11 protein-coding genes and 1 tRNA gene are annotated in these 13,436 nt (G+C 68.6%); 8 read left to right on the forward strand and 4 right to left on the reverse strand.

Annotated elements, in window-relative coordinates; translation table 11 throughout:
• The first annotated feature begins 52 nt into the window (after positions 1 to 52).
• The 5 genes from ACIHCQ_RS20075 to ACIHCQ_RS20095 all read left to right on the forward strand — a co-directional run bounded on the left by ACIHCQ_RS20075 (position 53) and on the right by ACIHCQ_RS20095 (position 6,280).
• On the forward strand, positions 53 to 634 hold the full coding sequence (locus ACIHCQ_RS20075) for a DUF501 domain-containing protein (protein WP_399663816.1): 582 nt from the start codon (positions 53 to 55) through the stop codon (positions 632 to 634).
• Positions 631 to 1,572, forward strand: a complete 942-nt coding sequence (locus ACIHCQ_RS20080; RefSeq protein ID WP_399663818.1) for an exopolyphosphatase — start codon at positions 631 to 633, stop codon at positions 1,570 to 1,572. Before ACIHCQ_RS20075 ends, ACIHCQ_RS20080 begins: the two co-directional genes overlap by 4 nt.
• A 329-nt stretch (positions 1,573 to 1,901) precedes the next feature.
• Positions 1,902 to 3,290, forward strand: a complete 1,389-nt coding sequence (locus ACIHCQ_RS20085) for an NAD(P)/FAD-dependent oxidoreductase (RefSeq protein ID WP_399663820.1) — start codon at positions 1,902 to 1,904, stop codon at positions 3,288 to 3,290.
• A gap of 244 nt (positions 3,291 to 3,534) precedes the next feature.
• Complete coding sequence (locus ACIHCQ_RS20090; RefSeq protein WP_399663822.1) at positions 3,535 to 4,887, forward strand: class I SAM-dependent methyltransferase; 1,353 nt, start codon at positions 3,535 to 3,537, stop codon at positions 4,885 to 4,887.
• Positions 4,888 to 5,041: 154 nt separating this feature from the next.
• Positions 5,042 to 6,280 (forward strand): phosphatidylserine/phosphatidylglycerophosphate/cardiolipin synthase family protein, encoded by a 1,239-nt coding sequence (locus ACIHCQ_RS20095; RefSeq protein WP_399663825.1) that lies wholly within the window; start codon positions 5,042 to 5,044, stop codon positions 6,278 to 6,280.
• 70 nt (positions 6,281 to 6,350) lie between these two features.
• Here the strand turns inward: ACIHCQ_RS20095 and ACIHCQ_RS20100 are convergent, their stop codons facing one another.
• The gene (locus ACIHCQ_RS20100; protein WP_399663827.1) at positions 6,351 to 8,903 is read right to left on the reverse strand and encodes an ABC transporter permease; all 2,553 of its coding nucleotides are present in this window, start codon (positions 8,901 to 8,903) and stop codon (positions 6,351 to 6,353) included.
• A gap of 69 nt (positions 8,904 to 8,972) precedes the next feature.
• Entirely contained in the window at positions 8,973 to 9,743 is a 771-nt protein-coding gene (locus ACIHCQ_RS20105; RefSeq protein WP_399663829.1) for an ABC transporter ATP-binding protein, read from the reverse strand.
• A 362-nt stretch (positions 9,744 to 10,105) separates the two neighbouring features.
• On the opposite strand from ACIHCQ_RS20105, the gene ACIHCQ_RS20110 reads away from it, so the two are divergent.
• Positions 10,106 to 10,187 (forward strand) — tRNA-Leu (locus ACIHCQ_RS20110).
• Between the two features lie 225 nt (positions 10,188 to 10,412).
• Positions 10,413 to 11,303: a Bax inhibitor-1/YccA family protein gene (locus ACIHCQ_RS20115; protein ID WP_399663831.1), complete on the forward strand. Its 891-nt coding sequence runs from the start codon at positions 10,413 to 10,415 to the stop codon at positions 11,301 to 11,303.
• Positions 11,304 to 11,387: 84 nt separating this feature from the next.
• Here ACIHCQ_RS20115 and ACIHCQ_RS20120 read toward each other — a convergent pair whose 3' ends face one another.
• The gene (locus ACIHCQ_RS20120; protein ID WP_399663833.1) at positions 11,388 to 11,618 is read right to left on the reverse strand and encodes a DUF4287 domain-containing protein; all 231 of its coding nucleotides are present in this window, start codon (positions 11,616 to 11,618) and stop codon (positions 11,388 to 11,390) included.
• 99 nt (positions 11,619 to 11,717) lie between these two features.
• Between ACIHCQ_RS20120 and ACIHCQ_RS20125 the strand changes: the two genes are divergently transcribed.
• The gene (locus tag ACIHCQ_RS20125) at positions 11,718 to 12,068 is read left to right on the forward strand and encodes a hypothetical protein (RefSeq protein WP_399663835.1); all 351 of its coding nucleotides are present in this window, start codon (positions 11,718 to 11,720) and stop codon (positions 12,066 to 12,068) included.
• A 24-nt stretch (positions 12,069 to 12,092) separates the two neighbouring features.
• Here the strand turns inward: ACIHCQ_RS20125 and ACIHCQ_RS20130 are convergent, their stop codons facing one another.
• Complete coding sequence (locus ACIHCQ_RS20130; RefSeq protein WP_399663837.1) at positions 12,093 to 12,962, reverse strand: hypothetical protein; 870 nt, start codon at positions 12,960 to 12,962, stop codon at positions 12,093 to 12,095.
• Positions 12,963 to 13,436 lie beyond the last annotated feature (474 nt).

The following is a 13,436-nucleotide window of genomic DNA, read 5'->3' on the forward strand; positions in this document are numbered from 1 at the left end:
CCAGCCCCTACAAGCAGGCACGTACAAGCAGGCACGTACAAGCAAGGCAGGCATGGAAACCCCTCCTCCCACCACCGCCCCGACCGAGCCCACCAACGCGGACATCGCCGCGTTCAAGGAGCAGCTCGGCCGCCCGCCGCGCGGTCTGCGCGCGATCGCGCACCGCTGTCCGTGCGGGCAGCCGGATGTCGTGGAGACCGCGCCGCGGCTCCCCGACGGGACGCCCTTCCCGACGCTGTACTACCTGACCTGCCCGCGAGCCGCGTCGGCGATCGGCACGCTGGAGGCCAACGGCGTCATGCGGGAGATGAGCGCCCGGCTGGCGACCGACCCGGCCCTGGCCGCCGCGTACCGCGCGGCCCACGAGGACTACATCGCGCGCCGCGACGCCATCGAGGTGCTCCAGGGCTTCCCCAGCGCGGGCGGCATGCCCGACCGGGTGAAGTGCCTGCATGTGCTGGTGGGCCACTCGCTGGCGGCAGGCCCCGGGGTCAACCCGCTGGGCGACGAGGCGATCGCGATGCTCCCCGAGTGGTGGCGCAAGGGCCCCTGCGTAACCGCGGAATCCGCGGAATCCGCGGAGCCCGAAAAGACCGCAGAGCCCGAACAGACTGTGGAAGAGGACAAGAAGTGACCCGAGTCGCCGCCGTCGACTGCGGTACGAACTCCATCCGGCTGCTGATCGCGGACGCCGACCCGCAGTCGGGCGAGCTGGTCGAACTCGACCGGCGGATGATCATCGTCCGGCTCGGCCAGGACGTGGACCGGACGGGACGGCTCGCGCCCGAGGCGCTGGAGCGCACCTTCGAGGCCTGCCGCGAGTACGCCGCCGCCATCAAGGAGCACGGCGCGACGAAGGTCCGCTTCGTGGCCACCTCCGCATCGCGCGACGCCGAGAACCGCGACGAGTTCGTACGCGGCGTCGTGGACATCCTGGGCGTGGAGCCCGAGGTGATCACCGGCGACCAGGAGGCGGAGTTCGCCTTCACCGGTGCCACCAAGGAGCTCGCCGACCGTACCGACCTGGAGAAGCCGTATCTGGTCGTGGACATCGGCGGCGGCTCGACGGAGTTCGTCGTCGGCGAGGACCATGTCCGCGCCGCGCGCTCCGTGGACATCGGTTGCGTACGGATGACGGAGCGGCACTCCCCGAGCAGCCCGGCGACGCTGGGGCAGATCACCGCGATCCACGCCGACATCGACGCGGCCCTCGACCTGGTCGAGGAGACGGTGCCGATCAGTCAGGCGCACACGCTCGTCGGGCTCGCGGGCTCGGTGACCACGGTGGCCGGGATCGCGCTGGGCCTTCAGGCGTACGACTCGGCGGCGATCCACCATGCGCGGATCTCCTACGAGCAGGTTCAGCAGGTCACCGGCGAGCTGCTGCGCGCCACGCACGACGAGCGTGCGGCGATCGGGGTGATGCACCCGGGCCGGGTCGACGTCATCGCCGCCGGAGCGCTCGTACTGCTGCGGATCATGAAGCGGATCGGGGCGAGTGAAGTGGTCGTCAGCGAGCACGACATCCTCGACGGGATCGCCTTCGAACTGGCGGCACAACAAAGTTCGTGAACTTCTTCACAAGGAAAAGCCCCTGATGGGCGCAGCGAGGGGCGCAAAGATCCCGGTTGCCCGTCGAGCGGGCCGAACGTCACGCGTTCTGGCTGGTTCCATTGGGTTACGAGGGGATTACGAGAGGGCGCTCCGGGGCGGGTGTTTGGCCCGGGGTCAGTGCCAGACGGCCAGCTCAGCAGGGGTAAACAACGTATACCGCCGCACTCTGGTTCCCCCTGCGCCGAGTGTCCTTGATCATGAGGGCCGGGCAGTGTAGCACGGGAGCGTAAGGTGCTTGTGAAGGGGCTCACGAGCACCCCCTCCAAGTGGGGTGGATACTCGATGGCATGAGCACCACGGAGCGTCCCAGGATCCTCGTAGTAGGCGGTGGGTACGTAGGCCTGTACGCAGCTCGACGCATTCTCAAGAAGATGCGTTACGCGGAAGCGACCGTCACGGTCGTCGACCCGCGCTCGTACATGACGTACCAGCCCTTCCTCCCCGAAGCCGCCGCCGGCAGCATCTCGCCGAGGCACGTCGTCGTACCGCTGCGACGCGTCCTGCCCAAGGCCGAGGTGCTCACCGGTCGCGTCACCACCATCGATCAGGACCGCAAGGTCGCCACGATCGCGCCGCTGGTCGGCGAGTCCTACGAACTGCCCTTCGACTACCTGGTGGTCGCGCTCGGCGCGGTCTCCCGGACCTTCCCGATCCCCGGCCTCGCCGAGCAGGGCATCGGCATGAAGGGGATCGAGGAGGCCATCGGCCTGCGCAACCACGTCCTTGAGCAGCTGGACAAGGCCGACTCGACCACCGATGAGAATGTCCGCCGCAAGGCGTTGACCTTCGTCTTCGTGGGTGGCGGCTTCGCCGGTGCGGAGACCGTCGGCGAGGTGGAGGACCTGGCGCGCGACGCCGCGAAGTACTACTCCAGCGTCAGCCGCGACGACATGCGCTTCATCCTCGTCGACGTCGCGGACAAGATCCTTCCCGAGGTGGGCCCGAAGCTGGGCCAGTACGGCAAGGAGCACCTGGAGGGCCGTGGCATCGAGATCTATCTCAAGACCGGCATGGACTCCTGCGTGGACGGCCATGTGGTCCTGAACAACGGCCTCGAAGTCGACTCCAACACTCTCGTATGGACGGCGGGCGTCAAGCCGAACCCGGCGCTGGCCCGCTACGGCCTGCCGCTCGGCCCGCGCGGCCACGTCGACACCTCCGAGAAGCTCCAGGTCCAGGGCACCGACTACATCTGGGCCGCGGGCGACAACGCCCAGGTCCCGGACATGGCGGCCCGCAAGGCCGGTGTCGAGAACGCCTGGTGCCCGCCGAACGCGCAGCACGCCCTCCGGCAGGCGCGGGTCCTCGGTGACAACGTCATCTCCGGTATGCGGGGCTTCCCGCAGAAGGAGTACAGCCACGCCAACAAGGGCGCGGTCGCGGGTCTCGGCCTGCACAAGGGCGTCGCGATGATCGTCGTGGGCAAGGTGAAGATCAAGCTCAAGGGCCGTCTCGCCTGGTACATGCACCGCGGCTACCACGGCATGGCGATGCCCACCTGGAACCGCAAGATCCGCGTCATCGCGGACTGGACGCTGGCGATGTTCCTCAAGCGCGAGGTGGTCTCGCTCGGCGCCATGGAGACGCCGCGCGAGGAGTTCTACGAGGCGGCCAAGCCCGCCCCGAAGGCTCCGGCCGCCGCCCGGCAGGAGCCGCAGAAGGCGAAGGCCTCTTAAGCGCGTACCCCCGAAGGGGCCGCCCGCCATCCGTGGTGCGGGCGGCCCCTTCGGCGTACCCGGGGGTAGTACTCCGGAGCCGTGTCACAGGGGTACGTGTTAGGTGCAGGTATTTTACTCCGCCGTTGCGTAATGCGGGGAATCACACTCTGTGGGGCATTGTTCACTGGAGTGCACCGCGCAGTCGCCCGTCGCGGCGTGGTGCGCAGCATTTCTGGGATCCACTGTCACGGAGGTGTGCGCCATGGCCGACGCCGCGCTGCGGCTGACCACTCTTGCCGAGGAGTTGCTCGGCACCCCGCTCCCGGTCCGTATCAGGGCCTGGGACGGCAGCGAATCCGGGCCTCCGCCCGTGTCCGGCGGAGGGCCCGACGGCGTCCCCGTTCTGGTCCTACGGCACCGGCGCGCGCTGCGCCGGCTGCTCTGGCGGCCGGGGGAGCTCGGGCTGGCCCGCGCCTGGGTCGCCGGGGAGATCGATGTCGAGGGCGACCTGTACACGGCCCTCGATCTGCTCACCGGTGTCGCCTGGGGGCGCCCCAAGGAGCCCAAGGAGCCCAGGAAGGCCGTCCACCCCGTATTCGACGCGCGGCTGCGTGACGGCGCCCGCCAGCTGCTGAAGATCGGCGGGCTGCTGCCGCCGCCACCGCCGCCCCCCGAGGAAGTCCGGCGGCGCAGCGGACGGCTGCACACCAAATACCGCGACAAGCAGGCCATCAGTCACCACTACGACGTCGGCAACGACTTCTACGCGCTCGTCCTCGGGCCTTCGATGGTCTACTCGTGCGCGTACTGGGACGACGGGCTGACCCTGGAGGAGGCCCAGCGCGACAAGCTCGACCTCATCTGCCGCAAGCTCTCCCTCAAGGAGGGCGACCGGCTCCTCGACGTCGGCTGCGGCTGGGGCTCGATGGCCATCCACGCCGCCCGCGAGTACGGCGTCCAGGTCACCGGCGTCACCCTCTCCCGCGAGCAGGCCGCCTTCGCCCGCAAGCGCATCGCCGAAGAGGGCCTCACCGACCGGATCGAGATCCGCGTCCAGGACTACCGGGACGTCAGGGACGGCCCGTACGACGCGATTTCGTCCATCGGCATGGCCGAGCATGTCGGCGCGGTCCGCTACCACGAGTACGCCGAGCAGCTCTTCGCCCTGCTCAAACCCGGCGGCAGACTCCTCAACCACCAGATCGCCCGCCGCCCCGAGCGGGACGAGTCCTCCTACCGCATCGATGAGTTCATCGACCGGTACGTCTTCCCCGACGGGGAGCTCGCGCACCTCGGGCGTACGGTCGGCACCCTCGAAGAAGCCGGGTTCGAGGTGCGCGACGTCGAGTCCATCCGGGAGCACTACGCCCTGACGCTGCGTCGTTGGGTCGCCAACCTGGAGGCGGACTGGCACCGGGCGACACGGCTCACCACGCCCGGCCGGGCGCGCGTCTGGCGGCTCTACATGGCGGCGTCCGCGGTCGCCTTCGAGCGCAACCGGATCGGCGTCAATCAGATCCTGGCGGTGAAGACCGTGGACAGCGGCGCGGTCGGGCTGCCGCTGCGCACCCGCGTGTGGAACGGACCGGGAACCGCAAGGGCCGACAGCCCGTAGGTCCGAAAGCCCGTAGGTCCGAAAGAGGGAGGCGGGACGTGAGGCCGGAAGGCCCGCGCCCCGCCTCCCTCATGTGTGCGCTCCGAGGCTCTATGAATCATGTGTTTGATCAACATGAAGGCATGCAGGTATGCAGGCATGAAGGGAAGACCTCGTGCGCCGCCCGTCCACCCGGCTGCTGAGTCTGGCCGCCGCGCTCACCTCCCTCACCTCCCTCGTCTCCCTGTCCACCGTACCGGCGGGGAACGCGGCCACCGGATCGGTCGTCACCACGACCGTCACCTTCAACAACCCGGCCGCCACCACCGCCGAACAGGACGCGATCCGCGACCACATCCGCGGCCTGATCGGCGGCGCCGAGCGAGGCTCCTCGATCGCGGTGTCGATGTACACCTTCAGCGACGCCACGGTCAGCAGGGCGCTGGTCGCCGCCAAGCAGCGCGGAGTCTCGGTCCGGGTGATCCTCGACCACTCCACCCTCAGGACGAACGGCAACGAGTACGCCACGCTCTCCTCCGGACTCGGCACCGACCGCGCCAAGACCTCGTGGGTCTACGCCTGCCCCGACGGGCGCGGCTGCGTCGGCACCCGCACGCTGCCCGGCGACGACGGAGCGATCAACCACAACAAGCTTTTTCTGTTCTCCCGGACGCGGGGCGCGGACAATGTCGTCGTCCAGACCTCGGCCAATATGACCGGCTATCAGCGCACCGAGCTCTTCAACAACGCGGTGACGATCGCGGACGCCGGTCTGTACGGCATCTACCAGGCGTACTTCGCCGACCTGCTCAAGCACGGCACATCGGCCGGTCTGAGCCACTACTACCGGACCCCGTCGAGCGGCCGCTACCAGGCGTACTTCTTCCCGCGCAGGGAATCCCGGGGCACGACGTTCAACAACGACGCCGCCACCGACACCGTCAAACTGATCCTGGACAAGGTCGGCTGCGCTCCTCGCGGCGAAGCCACCGAGGTCCGGATGGCGGCCAGCCTCTTCTACCGCAAGGAGGTCGCCGACAAGCTCGTCTCGCTGGCGAGCGCGGGCTGCTCGGTACTCCTCGCCCACGACGCGAACCCCGGCACGGTCGACGTGGGACCCACGATGGGCACGGTCGTGGAGGGCATCGTCGCCGGCAAACTGACCAAGCGGGTGGGCTGCTGGGAGAACTCGCCGTCCGGGGTCAAGATCGGGCTGCACTCCAAGTATCTGACGGTCAGCGGCACCTACGGCGGGGTGCGCGGCCGGAAGCTGGTCTGGACGGGCAGCCACAACTTCTCGTACCCGGCGCTCCGCTCCAACGACGAGACGCTGCTCAAGATCGACGATCCGATGGTCTTCGACCGGTTCAAGGCCAATCACGAGGAGTTGATGAGCTACTGCGCAGGAACGTGAAGGCCGGGCCCCCGACGGGACCCGGCCTTCGAAACGCAGTACTCAGCTACTCGGCTACTCCGCTCATCCTCTACTCGGTCTTGATCGCCGTCAGCATGTTCAGCCGCGCGGCGCTGCGCGCCGGCCACATCGCGGCCAGCACCCCGACCACCCCGGCCAGCAGCAGGAAGATCCCGATCCGGTCCCACGGCATGACCAGCGCGTACCCGGGGATCTCCGCCTTGATCGTCTCGCCGAGCGCCCAGGCCAGGAAGGTGCCGAGCCCGATGCCGACCACCGCGCCGAAGAGCGAGATCACCACGGCCTCCAGGCGGATCATGCGCTTGACCTTGCCGCGGTCCAGGCCGATCGCCCGCAGCATCCCGATCTCCTGCTGACGCTCGAAGACGGACATCGCGAGGGTGTTGACGACGCCGAGCACCGCGATGATCAGGGCCATGGCCAGCAGTCCGTACAGCAGGTTCAGGATGGTGTTGATCATGCCGCCGAACATGTTCCGGATGTCCTGCTGGTCCATGACGCTGATCGCCGGGCTGTTGCCCAGCGAGTCCACCAGCGCCTTCTCGTTGGCCTGGGTGGCGCCGCCGTTCATCTTCACCCAGATCTCGGGGATGTGCGGCTTCGCCTCGTACGGAGCGTAGAGCTTCGTCGAGAGCAGCACCGGCGAGAGGAACTCCATGTCCTTGTAGACCGCGCCGACCGTCAGGTTCTTGGTCTCCTCCTTCGGTGTGCCCTCGCCGAACGTCACGGGCAGCGAGTCACCGGACTTCCAGCCGTTGGTCTTCGCGGTCTTCTCGGCGACGGCGATCTGGCCGTCGGCGAGCGTGGCCAGCGAACCGGAAACCGTTTTGATGTTGAAGACCTTCTCCACAGCGCCGGGCGTGACCGCCGATGCGGACTGCCAGCTGTCCCCGATCTCCAGCGAGGCGGCCTGCTGCGGGGAGACCCCGGCGACACCCTTGGCCTTCTCCAGCGCGGTGAGCGCCGACGTGTCCAGCGAACCGCCCGCGGCCATCGTCACCATGTAGTCGGCCCGGATGTTGTCCGTGGTCATCTTGTCGATGGCCTGGCCCAGCGTGACGCCGAGCACCGTGATCCCGGTGACCAGGGTGAGGCCGATCGCCAGCGCCGAGGCGGTGGCGCCGGTACGGCGGGGGTTGCGGACCGCGTTCTGACTGGCCAGGTTGCCCGAGACCCCGAAGACGCGGCGCAGCAGTGGACGTACGAGCGCGATCACGGGACGGGACAGCAGCGGGATCAGGATGATGACGCCGATCAGGGCGAAGAAGGCCCCGAGCCCGATGATCTCCTGGCCGTCGCCGCCCATCGCGGCGCCGGCGACGATGGCTGCCGCGCCGAGCAGCGTGATCGCGCCGCCGATGGAGTTCCGTACGACAAGGGACTTGACGCTCGCCACCGCGTGGACGCTGCTCATGGCGGCCACTGGCGGGATCTTCGCGGCGCGGCGGGAGGGCAGCCAGGCCGCGAGGACGGTGACGAGGACGCCGACGCCGAGCGCGGCGGCGATCGCGGTGGGGGAGACGATCAGCGGGCCCGCGGGCACCTTCGCGCCGAAGGCGCTGATCAGGGAACGCAGCCCGATCGCGATCCCGAGACCGACGGCGAAGCCGATCACCGCGGCGATCACGCCCACGACCAGCGCTTCCAGCATCACGGATCGCTTGACCTGGCGGCGCGAGGCGCCGACGGCGCGCATCAGCGCGAGCTCCCTGGTGCGCTGGGCGACCAGCATGGTGAAGGTGTTGGCGATCAGGAAGATGCCGACGAAGAGGGAGATGCCCGCGAAGGCGAGCAGCGTCTTGTTGAGGCTGGACAGCTCCGACTCGATCATCTCGGCCTGCTCATCGGCGGCCTGCCGGCCGGTCTGCGCCTCGGCGTCCTCGGGCAGCAGCGGCTTGACCGCGTCCAGGATCTTCTCCTCGGAGCCGCCGGGCGCGGCGGTGATCGTCACGTCCTGGAAGTACCCGGGCTGCAGATAGAGCTGCTGCGCCACGGCGGTGTCGAACAGCACCAGGCTGCCGCCCGCGTTCACCGCGCCGTCCTCGGTGGTGAAGATGCCGGAGAGGGTGTACTCCTTCACCGGCCCGTTGGTCGCGACGCGCACCGTGTCCCCGACGCGGTACTTGCCCGTGGCGGCGGAGTCCTTGTCGAGGGCGATCTGACCGGCTTCCACCGGGCCGGAGCCGTCGGTGAAGGTGTACGCGGCGTCCTGACCGCCCTTGCCGTCCTTGCCGCTGGGCGAGAAGTTCCCGCCTGTGTTGGACCAGCCGTTGCCGATCAGCTTGCCGTCCTGGTCGGCGACGCCGGCGAAGCCGGAGACCCGGCCGGTGGCGGAGGCGACCCCGTCGAGGCCCTGGATCTTCTCCAGGGTCTTGGCGTCGATGTTGTCGTTCTTCTCGCTGTCGGCATCGTCCACGAAAGTGCTGACGGAGACGGCGATGTCGTCGTAGCTCTTGGCCGACTGGTTGCGGTAGGCGTTGCCGAGGGTGTCGGTGAAGACCAGGGTGCCGGAGACGAAGGCCACGCCGAGCATTACGGCGAGCACGGTCATCAGCAGCCTGGCCTTGTGCGCGAGCACATTGCGCAAGGCGGTTTTGAACATGTCTGTGTCAGTCCTGGGGTGGGAGCGGGCGGCGTGAAGGGCGTCGCAGGGAAGGGCTCAGCGGTCGGTTCAGCTGGTCCGGCCCTTGGCGTCGAACGCCTTCATCCGGTCGAGGACCCCGTCGGCGGTCGGGCTGAGCATCTCGTCCACGATCCGGCCGTCCGCCAGGAAGATCACCCGGTCGGCGTACGAGGCGGCCACCGGGTCGTGCGTCACCATGACGACGGTCTGGCCCATCTCCCGTACGGAATTGCGCAGGAAGCCCAGCACCTCCGCGCCGGAGCGCGAGTCCAGGTTTCCGGTCGGCTCGTCCCCGAAGATGATCTCCGGCCGTGAGGCGAGGGCACGGGCGACGGCGACCCGCTGCTGCTGTCCTCCGGAGAGCGCGGTGGGGCGGTGGGTGAGCCGGTCCTGCAGGCCCACCATGTCGATGACCTGCTGCATCCAGGCCTTGTCGGGCTTACGGCCCGCGATGTCCATCGGGAGGGTGATGTTCTCCAGCGCGGTCAGCGTCGGCAGCAGGTTGAACGCCTGGAAGATAAAGCCGATCTTGTCCCGGCGCAGCTGGGTGAGCTGCTTGTCCTTGAGCGACCCGAGCTCGGTCTCCCCTATCCGTACGGATCCGGCGCTGAAGCTGTCGAGGCCGGCCACGCAGTGCATCAGCGTGGACTTACCGGAACCGGAGGGGCCCATGATCGCGGTGAACTCGGCCTGCCCGAAGTCCACGGAGACCTTGTCCAGCGCGACCACCTGGGTCTCGCCCTGTCCGTACACCTTGGACAGTTCAGTGGCGCGGGCGGCCACTGCGGTGGCGCGGTGAACGAGCGGGGTGGTGGTCACGAGGGGGGCTCCTGTCACGGTCTTCTGGGGGACCACCCCATCGTGTCCGCCGCCCGGCCGCGGATCGTCACCCCCGATGCCCGTTCCTGGGGGCCACTTGGGTCGGACGAGGCGGTCCGCTCCTCCTCCTTTGGTATGACGGCGTCCCTGAGAAGGGGGGAGGGGCGCGGGCGGCGACTTTCCGTCATTCCCATGGGGAGGCCGTGGCTGTCACCAGCGGTGTGACTGGCGTGCATATGCCGCTCCACCTGCGCTGACGGCCACTCAGACCCCAATAAAATAAGACAACTTCGGGCCACGGCTCGGCTGTCCGAGGGATCAGCGCGGATAGGCTCATGAACGGACGCGGAGCCGCGCGCCACGCCCGGATGGTGGAATGCAGACACGGCGAGCTTAAACCTCGCTGGCCTTCGGGCCGTACCGGTTCAAGTCCGGTTCCGGGCACTCCCGCGCCCACCGGGCCTCACCTGGGGATACAAAGGGTGAACCGGGACAGATCGTTGGTTCGGGGGAACGCCGCGGCAACATCGCGGCCACCCGGTGAGCATGCACCAGGCGTCGGCATCTGTCACGATCCTGGAAAGATCCTCCCCGAGCACTAGGGCACTTGTTTTCCTCCCCGATTACTCTTGAGTCCAAGGCCGCGCAGGGTGGCCATGGAGGAGTGAGATGAGGAGCAGCAACCCGGTCTTCTCGCGACGGGGGTTCAGCCGCGACAACGGCTACGCGGGGTTCAACGCGCAGCAGCCGCAGGCCGGGGGCCCCGCCGTAGGAAACCCCTATGCCCAGGGCGCGGGACACCCGTACGCGACCAACCCTTACGCACCGGCCGACGCGCAGTACGGCGCGGGCGGCCCGCAGGCGCCTGCCCGACCCGATGTGATGACCATCGACGACGTCGTGACGCGTACCGCCATGACGCTCGGCACGGTCGTCCTCACCGCAGTGCTCTCGCTGGTTCTGCTGCCGGTCGACGAAGCCAATATCGGCAAGTCGTACGGCATCGCCATCGGCGCGGCGCTGGTGGCCATGGTCCTCGCACTGGTCCAGGCGTTCAAGCGCACGCCGGTGCCCGCGCTGATCCTGTCGTACGCGGCCTTCGAGGGCATCTTCCTCGGAGTGATCTCCAACGCGGTCAGCACCTACATCGGCCCCGGCACGGTGGCGCAGGCGGTGCTCGGCACCATGTGCGTCTTCGCCGGTGTGCTCATCGCCTACAAGACCGGGCTGATCCGGGTCAACCGCCGCTTCTACGGCTTCGTCATGGCGGCGGCCATGGGCTTCATCCTGCTGATGGTGGTGAACCTGCTGTTCTCGGTGTTCGGGGGCGGCGACGGTCTCGGCTTCCGCAGCGGCGGTCTCGGCATCGTCTTCGGTGTCATCGGCATCATCATCGGCGCGTGCTTCCTGGCCCTCGACTTCAAGCAGGTCGAGGACGGGCTGGCGTACGGCGCTCCGCGCGAGGAGTCCTGGCTGGCGGCCTTCGGCCTCACGATGACCCTGGTGTGGATCTACCTGGAGATGCTGCGGGTGCTGTCGATCCTGCAAGGCAACGACTGACGCAGTCGGCTGTAGTTGGCCGCAGTCGTGCGAAGGGCCCGTCCGGCACTTGCCGGGCGGGCCCTTCGGCGGTCTCTGGCACGCCTAAAGCAGCTTGCGAGCCGCGCGCCTCAGGTCGTACTCATGGATGATCGCTTTGGCATGTCCGTACGCGAGATCGTGTTCGCTCCGGAGCCAGCTGACTTTCTCCTCGAAGCGGAAGAGGGAGGGGCCTTCATCTACGGTGCGAAGCCAGTCGGAAATATCACGACCGGTGCAATGGGGGATACGGGAGAGCAGATTTCGATGGGTCTCTTCGGAGAAGACTTGGGACATCGGCGCCTCCGGACGCGTTGCGCGTGTGGTCCTTCCCGCCACCGTGCCTGAGTGTTCGCGTATTGGCAACAGCCCCGGGGTGGCGCGTAGGGTCGCGGGGTGCTTGATACGACTGAGCTGACCGCCGCGGTGGACCGTCTCGCCGACCGTTTGCGGGCTGCGCCGCAGAGCCGGCTGCAGCGGGGCGCCGCCGCCGAGGGGCTGGCGCTGGCCAGGGAATTGGCCGTGCGGTCGCAGCGGATCGAGGTGCCGGACAGGGAGCCGTTGATCATGCCGGAGGCAGGGATCTTCGCGGTCGGTGATCAAGTGGCGGTGGCCGGTCATGACTTGGCCGAGGCTTTGCGGAAGTCCGCCGCGGAGGCCGCCACGGAGGGGCCGGAGGAGTCGCGGGTGCAGCTGGAGGCGGCCCTGGGGCTGGTGCGGGAAGCGGCGGTGCGGGCGCTGGGATGAGGGCGCCGAGGTCTGCGTACGGGGTCAGAGGGACGCGATCACGCGGTCGGCGAGGATGTAGACGCTCTCCTCGCCACAGGCGAACGTCAGTGTGTACGCGCCCGAGACGCCGGAGCCGCCGAGCAGTACCGGGGTGTCGCCCCCGCGCAGTGCCTCGGCGAGCCGCTCGGCGGTCTCCCGGTGCCCTGGGGTCATACAGAGCGTCGTACCGTCCGCGAACACGTACACATCGAGCGTGCCGAGCGGGCCGGGCCGTACGTCGGCGAGCTCCGTGCCTGTCTCGGCGAGCTCTTCCAGGCGGGCCACTGTGCGCTCGTGGTCGGTCACGGTGGTGTCCGTGAAGGGCCGGACCGGGATGAAGTCGGGGTGCGAGGGGTGGCGGCGGCGGGCGGCGGCCAGCTCGGCGGAGTCCTCGGCGAAGTCCGTCACCTCGGGCAGGTCCGCGAGGTCGTCGAGCGCCTCGACCGCCTCGAAGTCCATGGCCTCAAGCCCTACGAAATCGGCCTGGCGCGGAACGTAGAAAGGCAGCTCATCACCGGGGGCGGCCAGGCCGCCGAGCAGCGAGGCGGGACTCTCCCCGGCGAAGCGGGGCGAGGCGTCCGCCGCGTCGCGGCGTTCCTGCGCGGCCCAGAAAGCCCGCGCCTCGGCCAGCTCGCGCTCCCGTTCCTCGGCGAGGGCGTCGGCGACGGCGGCGCGTATCTCGGCGGCGGGGGTGGTGCCGGCGGTGCTGGTGCGAGTCTGCTGGGGCACGGAGGCGAGGAGAGCCGCGCCGCGCACGGTGACCAGCTCCGTGCGCAGGGCGGTGACCTGCCGACGGAGGTCGTACGCGGCGTGCAGGACAGCGGCGCCCACGGCCGTGGCGACGGCCGTGGTCAGCAGCAGGGCTAGAGACATGGCGCTCACTGGTTTGACTCCCGATTTCAAGCGATCCTCGACTTCCTACATCAGCTTGCGGGGAGCTCGCTCCTGCTGTCAGTGCATTACGTCACGAATTGGACAGTTGTTTTTCGGCTGCGCGTTCCGTCAATGTACTTCTGACCTGGGGAAAGGGCCTCCCCCAGGAGATAGGTCACATCCTGGGGGAGATTCAGTCACGACTTGAGTTCCGCGGGGGGCCGAAATGGCTCGATTCGGGTCAGCCCGGGTCAGCCCGGGTCAGCTCAGCCGCTCGCTTTTCTTGGTCGCGTTCGCTTCGCTACCGCTGCGGGCAGGTGCCGCCTTCGTTCCTCAGGCGACCCCTACCCTCCGCTACAGCTCAGCTCAGCCGCTCGCCTTTCTTGGTCGCGTTCGCTTCGCTACCGCTGCGGGCAGGTGCCGCCTTCGTTCCTCAGGCGACCCCTACCCTCCGCTACAGCTCAGCTCAGCCGC

Source organism: Streptomyces sp. NPDC052236 (assembly GCF_044548015.1).
GTDB lineage: Bacteria > Actinomycetota > Actinomycetes > Streptomycetales > Streptomycetaceae > Streptomyces.